The 24,705-nt window shown below is 37.6% G+C and carries 21 protein-coding genes; 5 read left to right on the top strand and 16 right to left on the bottom strand.

Going from position 1 to position 24,705, the window contains the following annotated elements:
• The first annotated feature begins 23 nt into the window (after nt 1-23).
• Together yiaA and GR160_RS15585 are read left to right on the top strand one after the other, a co-directional pair.
• Nucleotides 24-485 (top strand): inner membrane protein YiaA, encoded by a 462-nt coding sequence (gene yiaA / locus GR160_RS15590; RefSeq protein WP_160750818.1) that lies wholly within the window; start codon nt 24-26, stop codon nt 483-485.
• Nucleotides 486-645: 160 nt separating this feature from the next.
• Nucleotides 646-2,076, top strand: coding sequence for a hypothetical protein (locus tag GR160_RS15585; protein WP_160750817.1), 1,431 nt, complete (start codon nt 646-648; stop codon nt 2,074-2,076).
• A 26-nt stretch (nt 2,077-2,102) separates the two neighbouring features.
• Here the strand turns inward: GR160_RS15585 and GR160_RS15580 are convergent, their stop codons facing one another.
• From GR160_RS15580 to GR160_RS15540, 9 genes are all read right to left on the bottom strand, one after another.
• Nucleotides 2,103-2,837, bottom strand: coding sequence for a DUF3667 domain-containing protein (locus GR160_RS15580; RefSeq protein ID WP_160750816.1), 735 nt, complete (start codon nt 2,835-2,837; stop codon nt 2,103-2,105).
• Between the two features lie 3 nt (nt 2,838-2,840).
• The gene (locus GR160_RS15575) at nt 2,841-3,086 is read right to left on the bottom strand and encodes an FUSC family protein (RefSeq protein ID WP_160750815.1); all 246 of its coding nucleotides are present in this window, start codon (nt 3,084-3,086) and stop codon (nt 2,841-2,843) included.
• 181 nt (nt 3,087-3,267) lie between these two features.
• Nucleotides 3,268-5,541 (bottom strand): helix-turn-helix domain-containing protein, encoded by a 2,274-nt coding sequence (locus GR160_RS15570; RefSeq protein WP_160750814.1) that lies wholly within the window; start codon nt 5,539-5,541, stop codon nt 3,268-3,270.
• Between the two features lie 107 nt (nt 5,542-5,648).
• The gene (locus GR160_RS15565; RefSeq protein WP_160750813.1) at nt 5,649-6,236 is read right to left on the bottom strand and encodes an OmpH family outer membrane protein; all 588 of its coding nucleotides are present in this window, start codon (nt 6,234-6,236) and stop codon (nt 5,649-5,651) included.
• A 230-nt stretch (nt 6,237-6,466) separates the two neighbouring features.
• A complete protein-coding gene (locus tag GR160_RS15560) occupies nt 6,467-7,321 on the bottom strand; it encodes a bifunctional 2-polyprenyl-6-hydroxyphenol methylase/3-demethylubiquinol 3-O-methyltransferase UbiG (RefSeq protein ID WP_160750812.1) in 855 nt (284 codons plus the stop codon).
• The gene (locus GR160_RS15555; protein WP_237421236.1) at nt 7,321-7,737 is read right to left on the bottom strand and encodes a hypothetical protein; all 417 of its coding nucleotides are present in this window, start codon (nt 7,735-7,737) and stop codon (nt 7,321-7,323) included. Before GR160_RS15555 ends, GR160_RS15560 begins: the two co-directional genes overlap by 1 nt.
• A gap of 104 nt (nt 7,738-7,841) precedes the next feature.
• Entirely contained in the window at nt 7,842-9,713 is a 1,872-nt protein-coding gene (gene mnmG / locus GR160_RS15550; RefSeq protein ID WP_160750810.1) for a tRNA uridine-5-carboxymethylaminomethyl(34) synthesis enzyme MnmG, read from the bottom strand.
• A 125-nt stretch (nt 9,714-9,838) separates the two neighbouring features.
• Nucleotides 9,839-10,258, bottom strand: a complete 420-nt coding sequence (gene ybeY / locus GR160_RS15545; protein ID WP_160750809.1) for an rRNA maturation RNase YbeY — start codon at nt 10,256-10,258, stop codon at nt 9,839-9,841.
• Nucleotides 10,251-13,628, bottom strand: a complete 3,378-nt coding sequence (locus GR160_RS15540; RefSeq protein WP_160750808.1) for a DUF4175 family protein — start codon at nt 13,626-13,628, stop codon at nt 10,251-10,253. The genes ybeY and GR160_RS15540 overlap by 8 nt, the downstream gene beginning before the upstream one ends.
• Before the next feature lie 225 nt (nt 13,629-13,853).
• Between GR160_RS15540 and gltX the strand changes: the two genes are divergently transcribed.
• The 3 genes from gltX (at nt 13,854) to GR160_RS15525 (ending at nt 16,892) form a co-directional block, all read left to right on the top strand.
• A complete protein-coding gene (gene gltX, locus GR160_RS15535; RefSeq protein WP_160750807.1) occupies nt 13,854-15,362 on the top strand; it encodes a glutamate--tRNA ligase in 1,509 nt (502 codons plus the stop codon).
• An 83-nt stretch (nt 15,363-15,445) separates the two neighbouring features.
• Nucleotides 15,446-16,441, top strand: coding sequence for an SPFH domain-containing protein (locus GR160_RS15530; RefSeq protein WP_160750806.1), 996 nt, complete (start codon nt 15,446-15,448; stop codon nt 16,439-16,441).
• A 154-nt stretch (nt 16,442-16,595) separates the two neighbouring features.
• On the top strand, nt 16,596-16,892 hold the full coding sequence (locus GR160_RS15525) for an EF-hand domain-containing protein (protein ID WP_160750883.1): 297 nt from the start codon (nt 16,596-16,598) through the stop codon (nt 16,890-16,892).
• A 54-nt stretch (nt 16,893-16,946) separates the two neighbouring features.
• Here GR160_RS15525 and GR160_RS15520 read toward each other — a convergent pair whose 3' ends face one another.
• The 7 genes from GR160_RS15520 to GR160_RS15490 form a co-directional block, all read right to left on the bottom strand.
• Complete coding sequence (locus GR160_RS15520) at nt 16,947-17,186, bottom strand: DUF6327 family protein (protein WP_160750805.1); 240 nt, start codon at nt 17,184-17,186, stop codon at nt 16,947-16,949.
• Nucleotides 17,187-17,189: 3 nt separating this feature from the next.
• Nucleotides 17,190-17,543 carry a competence protein gene (locus GR160_RS15515; RefSeq protein WP_160750804.1) on the bottom strand — a complete coding sequence of 118 codons (354 nt, stop codon included), beginning with the start codon at nt 17,541-17,543 and terminating at the stop codon, nt 17,190-17,192.
• Between the two features lie 17 nt (nt 17,544-17,560).
• A complete protein-coding gene (locus tag GR160_RS15510) occupies nt 17,561-17,902 on the bottom strand; it encodes a YtxH domain-containing protein (RefSeq protein ID WP_160750803.1) in 342 nt (113 codons plus the stop codon).
• A 335-nt stretch (nt 17,903-18,237) separates the two neighbouring features.
• Nucleotides 18,238-19,899: a family 43 glycosylhydrolase gene (locus GR160_RS15505; protein ID WP_160750802.1), complete on the bottom strand. Its 1,662-nt coding sequence runs from the start codon at nt 19,897-19,899 to the stop codon at nt 18,238-18,240.
• Nucleotides 19,900-20,220: 321 nt separating this feature from the next.
• Complete coding sequence (locus GR160_RS15500; protein WP_160750801.1) at nt 20,221-21,906, bottom strand: glutamine--tRNA ligase/YqeY domain fusion protein; 1,686 nt, start codon at nt 21,904-21,906, stop codon at nt 20,221-20,223.
• 162 nt (nt 21,907-22,068) lie between these two features.
• Nucleotides 22,069-23,319, bottom strand: coding sequence for a hypothetical protein (locus GR160_RS15495; RefSeq protein ID WP_160750800.1), 1,251 nt, complete (start codon nt 23,317-23,319; stop codon nt 22,069-22,071).
• A gap of 27 nt (nt 23,320-23,346) precedes the next feature.
• Nucleotides 23,347-24,621, bottom strand: coding sequence for a hypothetical protein (locus tag GR160_RS15490; RefSeq protein WP_160750799.1), 1,275 nt, complete (start codon nt 24,619-24,621; stop codon nt 23,347-23,349).
• Between the last annotated feature and the right edge of the window lie 84 nt (nt 24,622-24,705).

Raw genomic sequence — 24,705 nt, 5'->3', positions numbered from 1 at the left:
TAATAATTAAACAATCAAAAATTATGGAACCGCTAAAACCATTTGAATCAAACGAAAGTAAACCAACAGTAAAAGAAACTGAAAAAAACAATAGAGGCAATGGCCCAATAAAACCATCCGGTGCCTTTGTGGGTGCGTCCTGGGCAGCATTGCTAATAGGTGCAGTAGCCTATTGCATAGGGCTTTTTAATGCCGAAATGATGCTTAACGAAAAAGGCTATTATTTTACTATACTGCTTTTTGGGTTATTCTCTGTAATATCCGTACAAAAAAGCGTAAGGGACAGGATGGAAGGCATACCGGTAACCGACCTGTATTATGGCATAAGCTGGTTTACCACACTGGCATCGGTAGCCTTGCTGGTGGTAGGGCTTTGGAATGCCGATTTACTGCTTAGCGAAAAAGGATTTTTCGGTATGTCGTTTACATTGAGCCTTTTTGCTGCCATAGCCGTACAAAAAAATACCCGAGACCTAAAGGAATAAAACACATAAACCCTTAGCGGATTCCTCATGGTTGCCTTCGTGTAGCTGTGGGGTTTCGCTATTTGAAGTTAATGACGAATTGCAAATGACGAATTGCAAATTACGAATTACGATGGGTGGGGATTTTTTGTAGATTTAAGGCTTAAATTATTTCCAAATCATGGTTTATCAGCAGATAGAAATTTTAATTAATCATATTCAAACGTACGGAGTGATAAATAATAGTATTATTGATATCCCAGAAATTGAATTAAAAAGATTGACAAAAGACATCTCATTTATAAATTGTAAATTTAAAGTAGTAATTCTACATATAACTGACAATGAAAACAATGTGTCTATAGAATTCAGTAACTGTAATTTTTTTGGCCAAATCAGAATCACAAATTGTTCATTAAATAGATTGTCATTTAGCAATATAAATTCATTAGATGGTCTCTATATTGATGGTAATGAAAGGAGAAAAGTAAAGATTAGCAGCTTCGTATTTACCAACGATGGAAAAAGAAAGGAGAATCCACTAGATATAAAAATTCAAATTGAAAATTGTGATTTTGAATCATTTGATTTCTTTAACATAAATCATATTGGGCCTTATTTTATTTTTAAAAACAATATTTTAGGCACTAAAGAACCAAAAAAATCTTATCGCTCACAATCGTTTCAAAATTTGTGGATTACAAACGCTGTATTTGAGAACAATCTTTTCAACGAAAAAACATATTTTTTCAGGAGTGTTTTTATTCCGAAAAGTAAATATTTTACTGTAACTTTTTACAATGTTAACGTATTTTCAGAGAATGTTTTCTCAGAAGTAAATTTTGAAAATGTAAATTTCTATGAGTATGCAAACTTTAATCAATGTGATTTTAAAGGAGCCGTTAGTTTTTATAACATGAATAATTATCATATAGGAGATTTATCCTTTTATGAATGTAATTTTAGTGAAAGAGCAAATTTTGAATATGCAAGAGTAAAAAACCTAAACTTTAAATTATCAAAATTCGAGCAAAACGTGTCTTTTTCAAATACTTCTGTTGATACATTTATCTTGCACAGAAATATATTAAATAAGATTACATATTTTGACGGATTAGAAATTAAAGATATACGTAAATGCGATCGGATCTCATTAAGAACAATCAAACAAGAGCTCCAAAAAACTGATAACAAAATAGATTATAACCGTTTTAGAGCTTATGAAATGGAAGCTTACTATAGAGAACTAAAATGGAACTGGAAAGACGGAAAAGATAAATTTATTTTAGGTTCTACTTGGCTTGTAACAGGCTTTGACCACAGCTGGCGCAGAGCATTATTTTTTACTCTTGTTAACGGATGGTTATTTTACAGCTTGTTCTTTATCTCCGAAAATTATATGCTCATTCCGGACCTATCTGAATGGAAAACCTTTTGTTCAGGCTATTTCAGGTTTCTGCTTGTTACAGATTTTTATAATCCTTTAGCGACCGGCAGAGATTATATCGACAATACAAATACAATAGGCTGGCTCATATTTATCCTCGGCAAAATAGTTATCGCCTTCGGCATCTACGAAATGATACAGGCATTCCGTAAGTTTAAACCATAGAGTAGTTTATCCCTAAAATAATCTCTCTATCTCCCAACCACTACATCATAAGTTATTCCAATCAAAACCATTACAATTTGGAAGGTTAGAAAACCAAAAAAATAAGCACAAAAACCTTTAACGTAATTGCTTAATTTCCTTTCATAAAATTGCCCTATTGCCCAACTAACATAGAGCATTACCAAACAAATGGTAATCGTTTCGTTAAGCATAAAGGTATCAGTAAAAAACCTGTTAAGCACCGGCTCTACAGAAAAGAGCAGCATCCCGAAGGCCATTACGAAAGAAATGACTACAAAGGTTTCATAAAAATTGTATTTGTATCTTTTAAAAAACAACTTGGCCCATAATGTAATCGGCAAGATCATTAATAAATTGGCATAGCCATAATTATCCTGAACCCAATTCATTATACTGTTTAAACTCGAATCTCCATAGACTGCCTGAGCCATATCGGCATAAGGATTTTCCGTTTTAAAGTATTGAGAGATCAGGGTATAGATTACCGAAGTGAGGAACAGGAAAGTAATAGGTTTGGTTACCCGTTGCCTGTTTTTATTTATGTATTCCCGGATTGTTGCCCCGGGATTTATGAGCAGCTCTTTACAGGTAAAAATAAAGCCTTTCTCAAAACCAACGATGTTTAAAAACTCTTCAAATGCATAATTTTTGTCAATTCTTTTCAGTTCCTGACTATGCCCGCAGTCAGCACAATAATTCCCGGTAACGGCATATCCGCAGTTTTGACAATTTACTTCCATTCCCTATTTTAAATTTCGTTCTTTCAGTATCGCTTTGAGTTCTTTAGCCCTTTTATTCTTGGGATCTTTCACCAATCTATATATCAGGAAAAGAGCTATTACAAAGCCCACACCGTAGGCGCTATAGTAAATACTGATAAAGATGATCGATAATAAAAACCCGATAAGAAAGGCATTCATGATAGAGAATGATCTCAGTTCTTTTTCTTCCTTTAGTAGTTGTTCATCGGTCATCTCTCTTAGTTCCATTTACTGTAAAATTTTTAATGTTTTATTTTTGTCCGGAAATTTAGCATATTTTATTTTAGTACCATACTTTCATAAGAAAGTAATAGATCAACCCAGAAAAAAAGCACATCAAAATCGGTAATTGGTCGAACAAAATCCCACACGTTGTAAAGATATTCCAAAGAATTTTTCAATCTAACCCCTACTCCACCGTTGCCTTAAATATCCTCAGTTCGCCCCAGGTAAAGGCTTCGCCATACTTTTCTTTGAGCTCCTTGAGCGAGTCGCCCTCAAAACCTTTAAAAGCTTCGGTTAGCGCTGTTATTTTTTCTTCCGGCAACACATCTTCAACATTTAGCTTTCCGCCCTGTATAAGGCCTGCAAAGTGGCTCAAAATGGTTGCCTCGGTCAGTTTCCTTTGTTCGGCTATCTGTTTAACTGACAGCTTTTGCTCCCAAAGCTCAAAAGTTTCCTGTAATGTAGACTTTTTAGGAGCTGCAGTTTTTTTCTTTTTGGACGCATAATGCTCAAAATCATCGTCGTCATCTTCAATAATGGTAACCGGGTTGAGTTTCATTATCTCCCTAATGGCATCTATTTTATCAGATTTATAATCCAGCATCTGTTTGGTAATAAGGCTGTCACGGGTAATCTCCTCCCCTGCCATTACCACTTCTACAATTTTTGTAGCCTTGTAAAGCCGAAGTATCACGGCAGTCTGCATTTCTTCCAGTTCGCTCAATTCTTCAAAAAAAGCACGCGCCCGTTTAAGCCTCCTAACCTCTTCTATCTTGCTGTACAGGCTGGTAGCCATGCTGTCCATAGCCGGAAAAAAATAATTAACCGCAGCCGTAACTCGCTCGTGTATAAATTTCAGGTCGGCAGGCTCACGGCTAAAAAGCGCATCTAACTGCCTGATAAACTTGCCCGAAGCATCGAGTTGTTTGTGTATAATGTCTTCCTGCTTGGCAGCCCATTCACGGTACCGTTGCTTCAGTGCCTTCTCCCCATCCTGTAGATAGCTCATTTTATGGCGTTGCCACTGTGCGGCCAGCGCACCCCATGAGAAACTTTCCTTTAAAAAATTGCATACAAAATTTAGCGTTTCACGTTCCAGCGACCTTACCATTTCATCTTCTCCGCCCTGTCCGCTGGCATAGTCCATAACGTCAGCATCGTTGCTAATGCCGTTCATACGCATCGCAGAAAGCAATACGAGGCCTTCTAACGAACGCAAACGCGATAAAGCCACATACGCCTGTCCCGGCATAAAAACCTGCGATACATCGAGCACAGCTTTGTCAAACGTCAGACCCTGGCTTTTGTGTACTGTAATGGCCCAGGCAAGTTTGAGCGGATAGTGCACAAAGGTGCCCAAAACCTCCTCTTTTATTTCTTTAGTAAGTTCGTCTACCTGATAGCGCACGTTTTGCCATTCATATTTTGTGGCCTCGATTGTAACGCCCTCTTCTGGAAAATGCACCATTATCTCACCGTCTGACAATGACTTAACAATGCCAATCTTTCCGTTAAAATATTTCTTTTCGGGCGAAAGGTCGTTTTTAATGAACATTACCTGAGCACCAACTTTAAGTTTTAACACAGGCTCTACCGGATACATCTTTTCAGGAAAATCATCTACTATATCAGGCAAGTAGCTGTATTCTTTACCTTTTAGGTCCTGTAAAGAATTGGCATTCATATTATCGGCCTTTGCATTGTGCGTGGTTAGCGTAATGTATCCGGGATTTACATTTAGGTCGAATGCAGGATTTACAAACTCATTGAGCACTTTAAGGTCATCCGAAGTTATAATGTTGTTTCTCAAATTGTTGAGTACATTTATAAAACGGGAATCGGTTTGACGGTAAATTTTGTCAAGCTCTATATACACGGGAGGATGCTGCTGCACCACCTGCGAATGGAAGAAGAATTTGCCCCTGTAATGATGCTTCAGTACCTCCCATTCCTCATTGCGCACCACTGGCGGAAGCTGCAGCAAATCGCCAATATAAAGTACCTGAACGCCTCCAAAAGCCTCGTTTTTACGGCGAACCGTACGAAGCATATAATCAATCGCATCAAGCAAATCGGCACGCAGCATACTCACCTCGTCTATTACCAGCAATTCCATATTGAGGATAACCGATTTTTTTTCGGCACGCATATTAAAATGCCTTCGAAGGCTATCTTTGGTCTCAAACTTCACGTAATCAGAGATATGCGGAGGTTGGCTGTGCGTTGGTAAAAAGCCTCCAAACGGCAATTGGAACATAGAGTGTATGGTCACCCCACCTGCATTTAAAGCGGCTATGCCTGTAGGAGCCACCACCACAACATTTTTGTGGGTGGTTTTAATGATCTCTTTAAGCAGCGTGGTTTTGCCTGTCCCTGCTTTGCCTGTAAGGAAAACTGAACGGTTAGTTTGATTGATAAATTTGAGGGCAAACTGCGCTGCTGGTGTAACTTCCTGCATATCAGTTAATTATATTTAAAGTACTGATTATTAATTATATAGACAAGTATAGCCAAAAAAAATGCTTCCTTTTTACGGGAAGCATCATTTTATGTCTGTAAGCCGGATTATTTTTTCTCTTCAGCTTTAGCCGTATCTTCTTTTGCAGGTTCTGCCTTAGCCGATCCTTTAAACTTATCGTTTAGTTCTTTAAGTATCTCTTCAGTAACATCATAGCTGTCTTTTGCATATAAAATACTGGCAGCATCGCCTGTTCCATACACATAATCATAGCCTTTTTTCTTACCGAATTCTTTAATAACCTTCTTGATCTGGCTTACAACGGTATCTCTTTTAACACCAAATTCGTCCTGTAACTGCTTAGCCATAGACTCCTGAAGCATGCCAAGTTCACGCTCTCTTTTCTGTAACTCCTGAGCTTTAAGTTGAGCCCATTGTGGCCCTTTAGCGTTAGCCTCGCCCTGTGCACTTGCATAGTCAAGTTTTAATTGCTGTACTTTTTCGTCAAGTTCACGACCCATTTCTTCAGTCTTAACTTTTCTTTTATCATCAAGGTCTTTTATCTCTTCTGATTTTTCCATTAGCTTTTGTGTATCTACATAAGCTGTCTTAAAACCTGAGGCAGTTGTTGCCTTATCGTTATTACATGATAATAGTGCAAATGCAAACCCAAGTATTACTAATGATTTTTTCATTTCCTGATTTTCTGTTTAAAATTTTTGTAAATGTAATAATTCCTCTCAACCTACCAAAACAGAGTTTTATTTTAGGTTTTTAGCTTTATAAATTTTTCTTATCAATACATATCAAGCGATAAATAATCTAAATTAAAACCGACTCAAAATAAAGCGATTTAAGACATCTTTTAAAAATGGCTACCCAACAGCATATTTACAAGCGAAAAACACCAATAAAACGCCTTAAATTAGTTTTTAGCGTTTTTTATGACATAAATGTGCGATGAATATTCCATATTTTTAGCTGCCTTAAGATTGCTCTTTAATCCGGTCAGGAATCCGCCTATAAAATTCATTTTCCCGTTTTTATATTTTTCAGAAAGAAGGCTTACATAAAAACTGTCAAATTTCATGGGCAGTACTTTTATTAAATTCATTTTTTGTGCCGCAAAAAGTTTTTTTATAGACGTTTTGCTAAAATGCCATAAATGTCTTGGAACGTCATAAGCCGCCCAATAAACACCATAATATTGTGCATCATAACTTTTAAAATTAGGAACAGCCACAATAAGCACACCGTCAGGTTTTAAAATTCGCTTCAACTCCTTTATCTGAGCGTCTACATCCGGAACGTGTTCCAAAACATGCCACATAGTTATTACATCCTGGCTATGGCTCTCTATAGACTGTAAACCCTCGGCAAAACGAATTCCTTTGTTTACTGCAATTGTTTTAGCTTTTTCACTGGGTTCTATACCCATAATTTTCCAGCCACTATTTTTAGCCTCTACCAAAAAATCTCCGGTGCCGGCACCTATATCCAATAAATTACCTTTTTCGGGTTTAAATCCTTGTATAAGCCTGATCTTATCTCTTAATGCCTTTTGTTTTACTGTATGATAAAGTTTTTCAAATAATGAACGCTTACCATCGGTATGCGAAATATAATCGTCACTTTCATAATAACGGCCTATAGCATTGGGTGCTGGCTGTGGATGCGTTTTAAGCAGTTGTAGATCTTCATCAAGCAATAATTCAAATGTTTCATGTGAAACAGAATGATCTTTTACGGTAAGATAGACCGTTTGGCTTTTGCTGTTCATTATAAACTGTAATATTCGTCTTTTAAACTTTTAAGATATTTAATTGCGATTTGCTGAAACAGCGAACCTTCTGCAAGGCAGTCTTCGTTGGTGTTATTGATAACCGACAATGCGATAAATTTTGCAGTACTTCCTTTAATATTTGGCTCCGTTTCGTTCATGGTAACCATAAACTGAGAAGTATTAAAATATTTTTCAACTTCAGCATTCTCATATAAAAAAACTTTAAACCTGTACCCTTCAACAGTTACATCATAGCTTACATCAACATAGTTACCCAAATTATATTTTTCTGCAATAAACTGCTGAAAAGGTATCTTACGCAAATTATTTTCAAACATAAATGCTGTTAAGCCGTTTTCTTTTCCTAAAACAGGTTTACCATTTTCTAGCAACACATAATCTTCAATTTCCACTGTGTGTTGTGGTTTTATACAAGACACCATTAAAACAGTAATACCTATAAACACCAAAAACCCTTGTAGAAGGGTTTTTAATTTGGGTTCCACGTGAAACATTCTCATCGGCCCATGTGTATTAAAAGTACTGAAATATCGCTAGGCGATACTCCACTGATACGCGATGCCTGAGAAATGGTAACCGGACGTATTTTTTTCATCTTTTCACGGGCTTCATACGATAATGATTTGATTTTATCATAATCATAGTTTTCAGGGATCCTGATGTCTTCAAGCCTGTTTAATTTATCGGCATTATTTTTTTCCTTTTCAATATAACCGGAGTATTTTACCTGAATCTCTGCCTGCTCTATAACTTCTCTGTCCAAATTATGTTCAGAAACATATTCCTTAACTTTATCAAACTTCAAAATATCCTCCAACTCTATTTGAGGTCGCGAGAAAACTTTAAACATTTTATCGGGCTGTTGCATTGGTGCAGATTCTTTAGCTTCCAGTATTGGGTTTGCCTCAGCAACGGTAACACTTGTTTCTTTAAAGAAATTTACAAAGGCATCGCTCTCATCGCGTTTCTTTTCCATACGACGCAGGCGTTCTTCTTTAGCAAGTCCAATTTCATGAGCCATTGGTGTTAACCTGAAATCAGCATTATCCTGGCGTAATAAGGTACGGTACTCTGCGCGCGACGTAAACATGCGGTATGGTTCCTCGGTTCCTTTTGTAATAAGGTCATCTATTAAAACGCCTATGTAAGCTTCACTACGTTTTAATATAAAAGGATCTTTGTCCTGAACTTTAAGACTGGCATTAATCCCTGCCATCAATCCCTGCGATGCTGCTTCTTCATAGCCTGTAGTTCCGTTTATCTGCCCTGCAAAAAACAATCCGTCTACGAGTTTTGTTTCAAGCGTATGCTTTAATTGCGTAGGTGGAAAATAATCGTACTCTATAGCATAGCCGGGACGGAAGAATTTTACGTTCTCGAAACCAGCCACAGAACGCAGTGCTTTAAACTGTACATCTTCCGGAAGTGATGTGGAGAAACCATTTACATACACCTCAACAGTATCCCATCCTTCAGGCTCTACAAAAAGCTGATGCCTGTCTTTATCTGCAAAACGGTTAATTTTATCTTCGATAGATGGGCAGTAGCGTGGACCTAGGCTTTTAATTCGCCCGTTGAACATAGGTGAACGATCAAAGCCTTCTCTTAAAATATCGTGTACATCGAGCGAAGTGTATGTCATGTGGCACGAACGCTGATGCTTTAGCGGCTGCGTGATATCCATATAAGAAAACTTATCAGGGTTTTCGTCTCCTGGCTGTTCTATCATCTTAGAATAATCAAGCGAGCGCCCGTCTACGCGCGGTGGTGTTCCGGTTTTCATCCTGCCTGAAGTAAAACCTGCACGAACCAGGTCTTCGGTAATTCCATAGGCAGCACCCTCGCCTGCCCTGCCTCCTCCAAATTGTTTTTCCCCAATATGGATCAAACCATTCAAAAAAGTTCCGTTGGTCAGCACTACAGCCTTGGCCTTGATCTCGATTCCCAACGACGTACGGACACCAACAATTTTATCATTTTGGATAAGAATACCCGAAACCATTTCCTGATAAAAATCCAAATTTGGAGTGCGCTCCAGCATTAAGCGCCACTCTTCAGCAAAACGCATGCGATCGCTTTGCACGCGTGGGCTCCACATTGCAGGACCTTTACTCTTGTTAAGCATCCTGAATTGAATCGCCGTCTTGTCACTCACAATACCCGAATATCCGCCAAGGGCATCAATTTCACGCACAATTTGCCCCTTCGCTATACCACCCATTGCAGGGTTGCACGACATTTGGGCTATGTTTTGCAGACTCATGGTAACCAAAAGTGTTTTGGAGCCCATGTTTGCGGCTGCCGCAGCAGCTTCGCTGCCTGCGTGCCCTGCGCCCACCACAATTACATCATAAACTTCGTTGAACATTGTATTCCTTTCTAACGTTCCACGTGGAACGTATTATTTATTTTTTTTACTTTGTTTCACGTGGAACATAAATATTAAATAAACTTATGTTTCACGTGGAACGTTTTGAGTGGATAAAAAACTGTTTAAGGTTCCACGTGGAACAAAGCAATCTTTTCTTCCTCTTTTGCACGCATCAATTGCTCGTCTTCTTGAGTCTTGTCTTTATATCCACAATAGTGCAAAATACCATGGCACATAACACGCTTTAATTCTTCTTCAAATGCTACTCTAAAATCAGCAGCATTTTCTTTAACACGCTCTATAGAGATAAATATATCACCACTTATAAGATTTCCCATTGTATAGTCAAAACTGATAATATCGGTAAGTGTATCGTGGTTTAAAAACTCTATATTTTTTTGCAAAAGATACTCATCATCGCAAAAAATATAATTGATCTCCCCTTCCGTTTTATCTTCACTGTCTATAACTTCACCCAACCATTCAGCATACTTTACTTCGTTGCTAAGCTCAAAATCGGTCTCGTAATTAAACTCAATCATCTTTTCTAAAATAGGTTTGAACCTTTTGATTAAAATTAGGGCGCAAAGGTAGTGTTTGTCTGTTCAAAATCTCTACGCTGTTTAAATATTCTTTTAAAGAAGCAGGCAATTCGTTTGTCGTATTATTAAAGTCCTTTTTATTAGTTTGACTTTGTCTTTTGTTTTCCTCGCCTTGCTGCTGCATCGCTTTATCAAGCTTTAGCAACTCCTGTTTTAAGTTTAGCATCTTCTGCATGGTCTCATTACGGAAACCTTTATTCAACAACTGCTTTTCTATTTCCTTCATTTGTCTTGCTGCAGCCTGCCCATTACCGCCCATACCTTTCTTATCAAGCATTTGTTGTAACTGCTCCCTTAGCTTTTGCTGCTCTTTATAAATTTCAAGCAATTCTCCGGCATCACCTTCACCATCCTGTCCATCACCTTCGCCTTGTTGACCGCCTTTTTGTTTTCCGCCTGACTTCTGACCTTTACCGTCCTTGCCCTGGCCTTCTCCTTCACCTTGACCCTCGCCACTCTGGCTTCCTTCTTTGCCTTCACCCGGCTTCTTGCCTTTCATACCTTCCTGCATCTTTTTAGATAAGCCTTCCTGCTTTTTAATTATATCTGAAAGTTGCACATCACTACCCTGACTTTTGCCTTTACCTTTACCCGAACCTGATCCAGACATATTCATTTCCATTTGCATATTGTTAAGTGCATCACTTAAAAAATCGGCAAGTTTATTAGCAGAGGTAATGGCATATTGCTGATTGCTGACCCCTCTTGGCACCACATTATCGGCAAGGTCAGACAATGCTTTGTCTACATAATAGTGTACATTGCCAACTTCCTTTGTAATATTTTCAGATATTTTTGGGTTACGCAAAGACATGGCAAAAAGGCTGTCGTCTACATGACCAAATTGTAGTTTAAGATCCTGTTGTCTTTTCAAATATTTGGCAAAATTTGCAGCGCGGGTATTCGAACCTTTAAACTGTTTCATAACATCTTCCTGAGAAAATGAATAAGCCAAAAGGTTATCCAGTATCTGTCGAAGCATCTTTACATCTTCTTCAAGCTGTTCCTGCTCGCCACCCTCCATTTGCATTTGCATCTTCTCGCCCATTTGCTTCATCTTTTGGGCAGCACTTTTTTGTTTGGGTTTGGCCTTGCTCTGCTTATTTTTATCGTCACCGGGTTTGCTCAATTCTTCTTCGGCTTTGTTCATATCTTCATCTATACTCTTCTCCTGCTTCTCATCAACAGGAATATCCATAGGCTTTTTAAGTTCCTTGTTTTGCTTATCCAGCTCACGCATCTCATCCTGCAGCTTGTCAAACTCCTTGTTTATGGCATCCTGCTTTTGAGCATTGTTGTCTTTATTTTCAGAAAGCTGCTCCTGCTTTTCGGAAAGCTTTTCTAATTTTTCGGCAACCTGTTCTGCTTTCTTCTCAACATAAAAACGCTTGGTAAGTTCTACCAGCTGCTCCAGGTTTTTAGTGCTGTTTTTGCTTTGCTGTTTAAATTGGTCTACCTTATCAAACAGCTCCTCCTCTTTAAGTTTATTGGTAAGTTCCTTTAACTGGTCTAAAAGTTTTTGGTTTTTCTCTGCCTCCTTTTCATTCTTTTCAAGGCGCTGCATCAGTTCCTCTTTAAACTCATCTTTCTTTTCAGGATTAAACTGCTCCAGGTTATCCTGAAGTTTTTTAGAATATTCCTTCATCATTTCATCCTGCTGCTTTTGGCGGTTAATGAAATCCTGAATTTTCTTCTGGTCTTTAAAATCAAGATTGGTCTTCTCTTTACCCATTTTTTGAAGCTTGTCTAATTCGCTGTTTTGCTTCTCCTGATTTTTGATTGACTTTTCTAAGCTGTTGATGTTGCTGTTCTGCTCCTGTAAAACATTATCCTGTTTTTCATCGGCAGTAAGTTCTCTATGAGAAAAAACAGACGACTTTGCACTCTTATAATTGTGCACGGCATCATTATCAAAAACCTCAAAATAATATTCGTAGTTGACACCCTCCTGAATGGATAAGCCTGTAGGAAACGAATAGTAAAACCTATCGTAAGCCTGCTTTTTAATTGCTAATGTTCCACGCTTGGCAGCATCAGGGTTATCCTGCGGATAATACACCACCTGTAGTTTTGTCAAACCGTAATCGTCTGAAACCTGCCCAAGAATAATGTCCTTTTTAAGCTTTAAACTGTCGGGTGCGTTCTCAACAGTAATGGTTGGGTACTGGTCTTTGATGGTATTTATCTGATATTGCAGTTTTTCGTGGTTTTTTACCTTATCATTAGAGGTAATAATTTGATAATCTGTGTTTTGAATTATATTTTTAGATACTGTAAACACATTTTCGTCAGATGTGAACGAAGTAACCGCCCCATTACTGCTCCATTGTATATTTTTAGTGGCAAGGGCGTTTACTTTCCAGGTCACTTTAGTACCCTCAGGCACTATGGCATTACCTGTTCCCTGTACAACTTCTGCTTTACGGCCAAGATAAGACGGGAATTGCAACAACATTTCAAAATTAGCAATGGTAGGTACAGCAACAACATCCAGTTCATAAGGCTGGGAAGTAACTTCGTTAGCCTTTAACTGAAAAGAAATATCTTTTGTGGGCTTTTCAAAACGGTACTGAAAAACACCCGGCTTTACATTCTCTAAATAATAATTCTCTTCCCCAATAGTTATCATGGCATTCTCTGGCACTACACTTCCCTGAGTATGCACCTCAAGTAAAAAATCAGTATCCTGCTGCGCCATGAGCGATTTATTTGTAATGATAAATTCAAATGGAGCAGGCGGTGCAAAGTGCGTATCATAATGCACTACCCTATCGAAACTTTTAGTGAGTACAGCCGAGTTACCGCTTATAAGGAAAAACAAAATCAGTAGTAACGGTACAGCAGCATAGGGAACAAATTTTAAATTCTTTTTAAAATTAACCGCATTGCTAAACGGTATTGGTTGCAGGTTGTTTGCCTTTTGGTCTATAGAAGCCAGTAATAGTTCTGACTGCTCTGTAGCTGCAGATAACTGTAAAAAATTAGTCAGCTTATCTCCCACTTCGCTAAAGTGACTGCCAATAATAGCCGATGCCTGTTTGTAATCAATCCCCTTTTGCAGCTTGAATAATTTGAACACCGGGAACAGTATAAACCTGAAGAGTAAAAAAAGCTCAACACCTATAAATACCCAAAAAAGGGCAACCCTGCCTTTAGTAGGCAGCCATAAAAAATATTCTACCAGCGTAGTGGCTATAAAATACAGCAGGCCAATGGCCACAAAAAAGAGGCTACCTTTAATAAGCTCGTTGGTATAATACTTCTTTATAAAGCTCTCCAGCTTGGCGTATATGATATTTTTTGCTTCCAAAATGTTTATAAAATAGCGAATGTTGTTAATAACCGATAAAAATACAAATTCTATTGATAGGATAAACGTAAAATATTATGCCACATTGTTGATAATGTTATTGGTTGTCAGTTGATAGTTCTTGGTTCTTGGTTTTAGAGCTACAATAACGAATTGTCACATTTTCAAATTATCAAATTTCCAAATTATTAAACCGCTATCTTTGTACTATTAAAATTTATGAGCATGTCTAAGCCAGTTCGCGTGCGTTTTGCACCCAGCCCCACAGGGCCTTTACACATAGGCGGTGTAAGAACAGCCTTGTTTAATTATTTATTTGCCAAAAAACATGGCGGTACCTTTTACCTGCGTATAGAGGATACCGACCAAAACCGCTACGTTGCCGGTGCAGAAGAATATATAATTGAAGCGCTTAACTGGTGCGGCATTCCGTTTGATGAAGGCGTGGGAAAGAACGAAAAGTTTGGCCCGTACCGCCAGAGCGAACGTAAAGAAATTTATGTACAGTATGCACAGCAGCTTATTAACAGCGGTTGGGCGTATTATGCGTTTGATACAGCCGAAGCTTTAGATGAGCTTCGCAAAACCGAAGAAGCCGCCGGAAAAACGTTTATTTATAACCATGCCAATCGTGGAACATTAGATAATTCGCTTAACATTCCTGCTGAAGAAACCGCACAACGCATTGCCAATGGCGAAGAATATGTTATCCGTTTTAAAATACCTGTTGGCGAAACGTTGTTCCTTCACGACATTATTCGTGGTGATATTAAGTTTGACACCAATCTTTTAGACGATAAGGTGTTGTTTAAAAGCGATGGCATGCCTACCTACCACCTTGCTAATATTGTAGACGACCATTTAATGGAAACCAGCCATGTTATTCGTGGTGAGGAATGGTTACCTTCTATGCCGCTGCACGAACTGTTGTATAAAGCCTTTGGTTGGGAAGCCCCTAAGTTTGCCCACCTTCCACTAATACTTAAACCTGTAGGCAACGGTAAGCTTTCTAAACGCGATGGCGATAAGCTTGGTTTCCCGGTGTTCCCGTTAGAGTGGACAAACCCCGACGGTACAAAATCTATGGGATATCGCGAACAGGGCTTTTTGCCCGAAGCTGTGGTTAATTTCCTTGCCTTGTTAGGATGGAATCCGGGCACTGACCAGGAGTTGTTTACACTTGATGAACTTGTTAACATTTTTGACCTGGAGCGTGTGCATAAAGCCGGAGCTAAATTTGATCCTGAAAAGAACAAATGGTTCAACCACCAGTATTTTGGCCGCCAGGATAATGCAACACTTGCAACACAGCTGTCGCACATCCTGCTTCAAAAAGGTATAAACAAGTCTATTGAAACTATTACCAAAGTTGTAGGTTTGGTAAAAGAACGCGCAACATTTGCAAGCGAACTTTGGGATTTAAGCGATTACTTTTTTGTGGCTCCGGCAGAATATGACGAAAAAGCCCTTAAAAACTGGAAGCCTGAAACCAATGAACTACTGAAAGAGCTAACTGTTGTTTTAGAAAATACCTTAGACTTTACATCTGCCAATACAGAAAGCGTTGTAAAGGCCTGGATTGAGGAAAAAGGTGTTGGCATGGGTAAAGTAATGCAACCGCTAAGAATAAGCCTTGTAGGCTCTTTAAAAGGCCCACACCTGTTTGACATTATGGAACTGATAGGTAAAGAAGAAACCATTAGTCGTATAAATAAAGCAGTCCAAACGCTTTAAGATTTAAACCTCCCCTAACCGGGAGGTTTTTTTATGTAACAAAAATTTGTATCTTACCCCTAATCAATAAAAAACAATTAACCATGGGATCAATTTTTATTTATGTACTCCTGTTTTTTGGAGTATTTATTTTTCTTTCCTCATTTTTTACCGTAAAGCAGCAAAGTGCAGTAATTGTAGAACGTTTTGGCAAATTTCAGGGCATACGTCATGCAGGACTTAGCCTTAAAATACCTGTTATAGATAAAATTGCAGGCAGGATAAACCTTAAAATACAACAGTTGGATGTTATTATAGAAACCAAGACCAAAGAAAATGTGTTTGTAAAAATGAAGGTATCGGTACAGTTTAAGGTTATTCAAACCAATGTATATGATGCTTTTTACAAACTGGAATATCCGCACGACCAGATAACCAGCTATGTGTTTGATGTGGTAAGAGCGGAAGTACCTAAGCTTAAACTGGATGATGTTTTTGAGCGTAAAGATGATATAGCAATTGCTGTTAAACGCGAGCTTAACGAAGCTATGACTACCTATGGCTATGACATTATAAACACACTAATAACAGATATTGACCCGGATCCACAGGTTAAAAATGCTATGAACCGTATTAATGCTGCCGATAGGGAAAAATCGGCGGCAGAGTTTGAGGCAGAGGCACAACGCATTCGCATTGTTAAAAAAGCAGAGGCTGAAGCAGAAAGTAAAAAACTTCAGGGCCAGGGTATTGCAGATCAGCGACGTGAAATTGCCCGTGGTCTTGTAGAAAGTGTAGAAGTACTTAATAATGTTGGCATAAACAGCCAGGAAGCATCAGCACTTATTGTGGTTACACAACATTATGATACATTGCAGGCCATTGGTGCAGATACTAACTCTAACCTTATACTGTTACCAAACTCGCCACAAGCAGGAAGCGATATGCTAAACAACATGGTGGCATCGTTTACAGCATCTAACCAGGTGGGAGAGGCTATTAAAGATGCCAAGAAGAAAAACAATAAACCGGATCAGGAAAGAAAATACTATCAAAACCCGGATGCGGATTACAACAAAGATGGAGAACGTAATGATTAATTTTATTTAACTTCTCTCTATTAAAAAATCTTATTTTACAATTAAAAACAATGGGCTATCTGTAAATGGATAGCTCATTTTTGTTAAATATAGCATTGGCTTTAAACCTTTTATGTTCACTAAAGTCTTACCTGTAAATTAAAAACTAAACGTTATGAACAAAAAATGGTTAATGGTATTTATGCTTGCAGGCATATTTACAACAGCGCAAAGCTTTGCACAGGAAGGCAAACAGGAAAGGCCAAGACAGGATCCTGAACAAATGTTTAAGGCTCTTGATACAGATGCCGATGGAAAGCTTAGCGAAGCAGAAGTAGAAAAAGCACAACGCGGCAGACTAAAAGAAAACTTTGCTGAAATTGACACCAACAAAGACAAGTTTATTGACAAAGATGAACTTAAAGCTTTTAGAGAAAAACGCAGAAGCGAAAGAAAACAGAACAGAAAATAAAAAACTAAGGCTGCCCATTCAGGCAGCCTTACTTCTTCTTTTGAATATGTGCAATTAAAATAACTTTTTAAATAAAAAAGTCAGGGCAGCACTTTTTAAAGGACCACTAAAAGTACTCAGCACACTCAATACCTTTTTAGGAGTCTCCCCTATCAGGTTACCAGGTTGCAGGCTTTCTTTAGTTTCTTCAAGGTCGCGTTTAAAACGTGCATAGGCCAGGTCTTTCTCTACCTTCAGTATTTCCAGTTCCTTATTTATCTCGTCAAAAGACTTGTATATCTTAGTGGTAGCCATAGTTTAGTATTTTTTTAAAAATATCCTCGAAAATTGAGCAAGCATAGGGCCTTCAATAATTTTGTCCTGAACTTTGTACACCACAATTGCAAGTATAAGATAAATAAAACCAACGGTTAAAAAGCCGTAAGCAAAATTATCAAACCAGTAACCAAAGGCTAATGCCAGGGCAATAGACAAGAACAAAGTAACGATAATGAGCATGGTGGCCAGCAGGAAAAGTTTGAGCATCATAGCTGTAGACTTCATAGCCAGCTTAAAGCCCCAAAGTTTATAGTAGGCTACATTAGCATCTATAAGCCTTTTGGCCTCGTTTTTAAGGTCTTCTGCGTTTTCTTTTAGTTCTTCAAATGCCATGAGCAATAGTTTATATATTAAGCCTCAGCAGTATCTTTTACTGTTTGCTTAGCACCTTTTTTAAGTGCTTCAAGTTTCTTTTCCAGTGTAGCAATAATATCGTCAGCTTTGTCTTCAACGTTAGCTACCAAATTATCAAGGCCACTTTCAAGATCATGCTTAGTACCGCTAAATTTGCTTTTTACTGTTTCAGTAAGCTCAGCGATCTTATCTTTGATCTCGTCTGCTTTATTTGTTGCAGAGTCTTTAATTTTTTTGCGTGTTTTAGCACCTTCGTCTGGCGCAAATAAAATTCCTAATGCAGCTCCAATTGCAGCACCTGCAAGTACTGCTACTACGGTTCCTGTTTTACCAGCCATAACTATAATTTTTAAAATTAATAATCTTTTTTTCTTTATAAACATAAAGGTAAGGCTTTTTAACATTTGTAGGATGTTAAGGTGTAGTTAATTCAAAGCCAAAGAATGTGAAATTTAAAATAAGCTGTTTTTACAGGGTTTTGAAGTATTAGATAAGGATTTGTATTCCTACAAAAAAATAATTGATAAGAAACAATTTATAGAGGTCACTTTTAATAGTAATCAACTATAAAAAATAAAAAAACTATAATTATTATAAATAATAAACTTTCCTATGGTTAAAATAAGCTAACCATAAGAAAGTTCTATACACAAAATAAAAAATGAAGAAAGTCCTAATTTTTGATCAGCTTGAAGCTTTTGGGTCCGCCTCCGCTGTTCATAGTTACAATGTACACACCTGCACTTAATGAAGACACATTTATACTGTGTTTAAATTCGCCTGCCTGCTGCCTGCCCATATCTTTATTATAAACAATCTGGCCTGATATATTGACTATAGATATTTTTACATCTGATGCCATTTTGTTATAGGCCACAAGCTCGAACGAAGAACCGTTTACAGGGTTTGGAGAGCCATAAAAACGATCAATTGAAGATTCTTCTTCCAGCTCCTCAACTTCCATAGTTCCTGCCATCCTTGCTGTAGAATTGCTAACATATTCGAGTTCCCATTGTTGGTTAATACTCGTATTACTGTACCAAAACTGCAATACCGAACCGTTGGCAGTAAGTCCTCCACTATCTACACATTTACCATTAGAACGGTTGGTTATTTTATAGTATGGTCCTGCTGCCGAAATAGCCCATTGCTGATTGTAAGAAGGGCTGCTGGTCCACTGTGCAACAGGACTGCCATCGGCCGTAGCATTTACATTATCAAGGTATTTGCCACCCGTAACAGCCTTTAATTTAAAATAGCCGCTACCAGAATAAGTTATTACCCAGCGTTGGTTTAATGAGGGGCTGTTATCCCATTGTACCACCTGTGCACCATCGGTCGTAGCACCAAGATTGTCAAGATATCTGCCCGATACACGGTGTCTTAACCTATAAGTTCCATTAGGTACGATCTGGCTTGCCGTTCCTGCCACAGGCCAATCGTTACTCCAACCTAAAGAAGTAGTCATAAGCTTGGCAACACCATTATCATTACCGTCATAAAAGTGATAACTCAAGGTAGATTCACCATATCCAATATGCCCCGGGCCTATGTAACGGCCATTTTTATTAGGTAAAAATGTAGTACCTCCATCACTCATAAGGCTTATGCCGTTTTGGTCATAATAAGGCCCTGTAACGCTCGTAGCACGACCAACCTGAGTATAATAGCCAGAGTTTACGCCACTACAACACAACCCACGCTGAAAGAACATGTAGTAATAACTGCCCCTTTTCATTATAAAAGGTGCCTCTACCTGCCCTGCCACAATATCCCAGCGGCTGGTGCCCTGCCGTAGACCATTACTTGGGTTTAATTGTATAAGGTCTATACCTGTTTGCCAGTTTCCGTAAGTCATATACATATTAGAACCATCTATTAAAATAGAAGGATCTATGGCATTATTCGCTGCCACTATCATGCCTTTATCTGTCCATGGTCCGGCAAGGTTTGAGGCTGTCGCAAGCCCTATAGCAGCCGGTGCACCTGTACCTGCGCAGGAGTAATAACAGTAGTAAGTACTGCCCATTTTAATAACTTCCGGAGCCCAGAAATGCCCCTGGAATCCTGTAACATAGTTGGCAATCCAGCTGGGCCATGTGCCTACGGGAAATACAGTATTCTCGGTTTGCCAACTCGAAAAATTAGTAGAACTAGATGATATGGCATAAATGCCATTGCCTGTAGCAAAGTGCCAGTAGCGCCCGTCGTTATTGCGCACCGTACTTGATGGATCGTGTATTCCCGGTTGTGCCCAAACGGCTGTAGCCGAAAGTAATAAACAATAAATAAAGGCATTAATAGCCCTGCGGATGGTGTAAAATGTAGAATTCATAATATAAAAAAGTTTGGTTTACATTCAAGACTCAAAAATTCCTTCTTTGGGAAAAGGAAAGACATTCGGGCAATAAATGGGATAATTGAGGGGCAATGGGTATTACAACTACTCAAATCGTCATTAAAACAACCTCTTCATTTTTATATCATCATAAAAACACACTAATAAGTGTATATTTTACATTTGTGAAATTAATAAATTATATAATACAAAAAACATTATTCGATAATATTTTAAAATAAATATTATCAATACATTATATAAATAAAAAACTCCCGAGTATTTTCGGGAGTTTTAAGATAAATATGTAAGAAGTAATTATTCTTTATTTTCAACTTTTGCCCAGGTATCTCTAAGGCCAACAGTTTTATTGAATACAATTTGCTCTGCATTGGTATCTCTGTCAACGCAAAAATATCCAAGTCGCTGAAATTGAAACCTCTCCCCTGCCTCAGCACTCTTAAGGCTTGGCTCTAAATATCCGGTAATTACTTTTAAAGAATCAGGGTTAATATATTCTTTAAAGTCTACCTCTTTATCGCCATCAGGGTTTTCGTGTGTAAACAGCCTGTCATATATCCTTACTTCTGCTTTTATGGCATGTGGTATAGATACCCAGTGAATGGTGCCTTTTATTTTGCGAAGGCTCGCTTCAGTTCCGCTGCCGCTCTTACTGTCGGTATCATACGTAGCATGTATTTCGGTAATGTTTCCATCGGCATCTTTTACAACACTTTCACCTTTAATAATATAAGCATTTTTAAGCCTAACTTCTTTACCAAGCGTTAAACGGAAATATTTGCTGTTAGCATTCTCCATAAAGTCTTCACGCTCAATGTACAGCTCACGACTAAAAGGTACTTCACGATTTCCCGCACTTTCATCTTCAGGATTGTTCTCTGCTTCAAGCCATTCTTCCTTACCTTCAGGATAGTTTGTAATTACAAGCTTAACCGGATCAAGAACCGCCATTACGCGCGGGGCAGTTTTATTAAGATCTTCGCGAACGCAAAACTCTAATAACGAAACATCTATAAGATTAAGGCGTTTTGCAATACCAATAGTATCGGCAAAGTTACGAATGGCAGCCGGCGTATAGCCTCTCCTCCTCATTCCGCTAATGGTGCTCATGCGTGGGTCATCCCATCCGGTAACATAGTTTTCCTGCACCAACTGCAATAGTTTACGTTTACTCACTACAGTATGGCTAAGATTACGACGGGCAAATTCGCGTTGTTTAGGACGCGTAATATTATTGTCATATATCTGGTCTAAAAACCAGTCGTACAGCTCTCTGTGCATGGCAAACTCAAGCGTACACAATGAATGCGATACCTGCTCAAGATAGTCGCTTTCGCCATGGGCCCAATCATACATAGGATATATAAACCAGTTGTTAGCCGTGCGGTGGTGGTGCTTGTGCAGTATGCGATACATAATAGGATCGCGCATAAGCATGTTGCCACTTGCCATATCTATCTTAGCCCTAAGCACATGCGTACCTTCGGCAAATTCGCCTTTTTTCATTTTCTCAAAAAGGTCAAGGTTCTCTTCAACCGAACGGTCCCTGTACGGGCTATGTGTACCCGGCTGGCTCGGAGTTCCTTTTTGTTTGGCCATGTCTTCGCTGCTCTGGCTGTCTACATAAGCTTTACCTTTCCTTATAAATTCTATAGCCCAGTCATACAGCTCCTGAAAATAATCAGATGCATAACGTTCTTCAGCCCACTTGTAACCCAGCCACTCTACATCGCGTTTAATAGCATCAACATATTCCTGCTCTTCTTTGGCAGGGTTAGTGTCGTCAAAACGCAGGTTTACAGGTGCATTGTAACGCAGTCCAAGCCCAAAATTAAGGCATATGGAACTGGCATGACCTATGTGCAGGTAACCGTTTGGTTCCGGCGGAAAACGGAAACGTAATTTGTCTTTTGGAAAGCCGTTGGCAAGATCTTCTTCTATGATCTGCTCAATAAAATTCAGTGATCGCTCTTCGGTTAACATAGCTTATTTAAGTAAGATTGCAAAGGTAATTAAATAGTGGTAAAGTCTGTAAAGTGGAAAGTTATAAAGTAGAAAGTTAATAAAGCATACATTCTAAAAATAAAAAACGGTCTATAAACTTTTAAAGGTTTAAAGACCGTTTTAAAATTGGTGATTAACTGCTTATAATATTTTATATCCTAACATTACGGATACTGAGCCATTTGCTTTACTTGCTCCCAAAAACTTAACAACATAATAGTTAACTCCTAAGTTATATCTTTTGTAAGTATATCCGGCACCAAGCCTTAGCAAAGAAAAGCCTGTGACATTATCATCATATCTCACATTTCTAGTATTTTCATTTCTAATATATTCAGCATTTGCATTATCACCAACACCTAATGATACTCCGTAAGCTAAATTTAGGTTTAATAAAGAATTTTTCCCTAAATAAAAATAGCGTCTTATACCTATTGGAACTTCAATGTATGAATATTCACTTACATCAATTATACCTTTATATCCCCAATTTAAGTAATATTGAGATGGATATCCACCAAAACTTTTAGAAGCATTTACAGAAAAAGCTTCCTGCTTGTTGTATGTAGGGGCAATAAATAATGCCCATTTTTTATGGTTAAAAGGAAGTTTAACTTCAGCTTCAAACCCAACCGCAAAATTGCTTTTTGATTGTCCCTTTTTGCTCACTGCGTCATCAATTTCAGGTTGAGTTTCTGTCCTGTCTGCGAATAGTATGGCATCGACTTCAGGTGTATAAAAATTCATCCCTGCAATAATCTTAAAGTTTAATTCTGCTTTGGTTTTATTTTCAGTAAAATCTTTTGATGTACCTTCAGCGCATGCATTATAATTGTTTACAAGCTTTGTAAGGCTTTTTTGGGTGTAACTTACCTTCCGAATACTTTCCGGCTCAATACCCTCGCACTTAAGCCTATTAAATAATTCTAAACGATAGCTGTTGTTCTCTTCAGCAATATTAGTAGAACGGCTAATGTATTTATAATGCAATAACGGAACTAATATACCTTCGGTTTCAAGTAAATAAACATCGTCATTATTTTTTAACAACGATATTTTTCCTTCAACCAAAACTTTAAGTAGTTGTAAACCTGATTTTAAAATAAAATCGCCTGGCTGTTGTGGTATGGCAGGCACATCATACTTTTTGTAAAAATGCGATGTTTCATAAATATAAAAAGATTGTAGCTGGGCAGTGTATATTTTCTCTACTACGTCACTATCATTAAGCTTATATTCAATTTCTGATGGATAATTATTCCAGTCATAATTCTTAATAAGACATTCTACTTTTACATTCTGGCTGTTAACAAAGTTTCCTTTCATAAAAGTAACTTGGGCGGTTGCTACCATACTTAAAAGAAAGGATAAAAATAAGAACGTTTTTTTCATGGTGTTTTATTATTGGTTTAATATTATTTATAAAATTTTGTAACCTAAAATAACTGATAAAGAACCGTTTGTATTACTCTTTGATAGTGACTTGATGGCATAATAATTAACTCCTAAAGTATATTTATCTTTAAAAGTATACCCTGCACCAATTCTAAGTAAAGAGCTGTTACTTGTTGTATCTTCATGTAATAACCTAACAGAATTTTCATTCCAGTTAACGGTAATACTCGGATCTGAACCCGCAGTTACAGATAACCCATATGATAGATTAAGATTAATCAAAGAATTTTTATTGAGGTAAAAATAACGTCTTAAACCAAGAGGTATCTCTATATAAGAATAGCCATTAAAAATTACATCACCTCTATAACCCGTTTCATAGTTGTTTGCTGAAAAAAGGTGGGATAATGGTTGATAAACCGTAAATCCCTTTTGCTTATTGTAAGTAGGAACAATAAACAATGCCCATTTTTTATGATTAAAGGGTAAGCGAACTTCCGCCTCAAATCCCGCAACAAAATTACTTTCGGAACCACTCTGTAAAGTAATTTCATCTGATAAATCTACCATCCTGTCAGCGTTACGTGGTGAAATAAATTTTAGATCAAGATTAGTCGTATATAAATTTACACCACCAACCAATTTAATATTAAATTCCGCTTTAGCTTTTTTGGATGTGTAATTTTTAGATTCAGAATTAACACAAGCATTGTAAAGAGAAACTATTTTTACCAGATCTTTCTCACCATAACTAACCTTTCTGATATCGTCAGATGTTATAGTATGGCATTTAAGATTATTCAGCAGTTCTAAGCGAAAACTATTATTCCTTTCAACTCTTTGTGTTTGATCGTTTATGTATTTATAGTTTATTAGAGGTATTGGTGATTGATCTTCGACACCTAAAAAGTAAACATCATCAGTATTTCTAAGAAGTGAAACTTTACCCTCTAGTAAAACTTTAAGTAGTTGTAAACCTGATTTTAAACTATAACCACCAGGTTGTTGCGGTATTGAGGCTACATCATATTTTTTATAATAATGAGGGGTTTCATAAATATAAAAAGATTGTAGCTGAGCAGTGTATATTTTCTCTACTACCTCACTGTCATTAAGCTTATATTCAATTTCTGATGGATAATTATTCCAGTCATAATTCTTAATAAGACATTCTACTTTTACATTCTGGCTGTTAACAAAGTTTCCTTTCATAAAAGTAACCTGAGCGGTTAAGGAAACAGAAAAAAAGAAACAAAAAACAAATAAGGCATTCTTAATTTGATGCTGAATTGTTGGCATATGTAATAAACTTAAGTGGTGTTTTTAAAAGTGCCAAAACTACAAAAGAATATTAAATTTTAACATTTAAAAAAATTGAGGTTT

Origin of the sequence: Flavobacterium sp. Sd200 (assembly GCF_009826935.1) — a bacterium.
Taxonomy (GTDB): domain Bacteria; phylum Bacteroidota; class Bacteroidia; order Flavobacteriales; family Flavobacteriaceae; genus Flavobacterium.
This window is presented reverse-complemented; position numbering and strand designations above follow the sequence as displayed.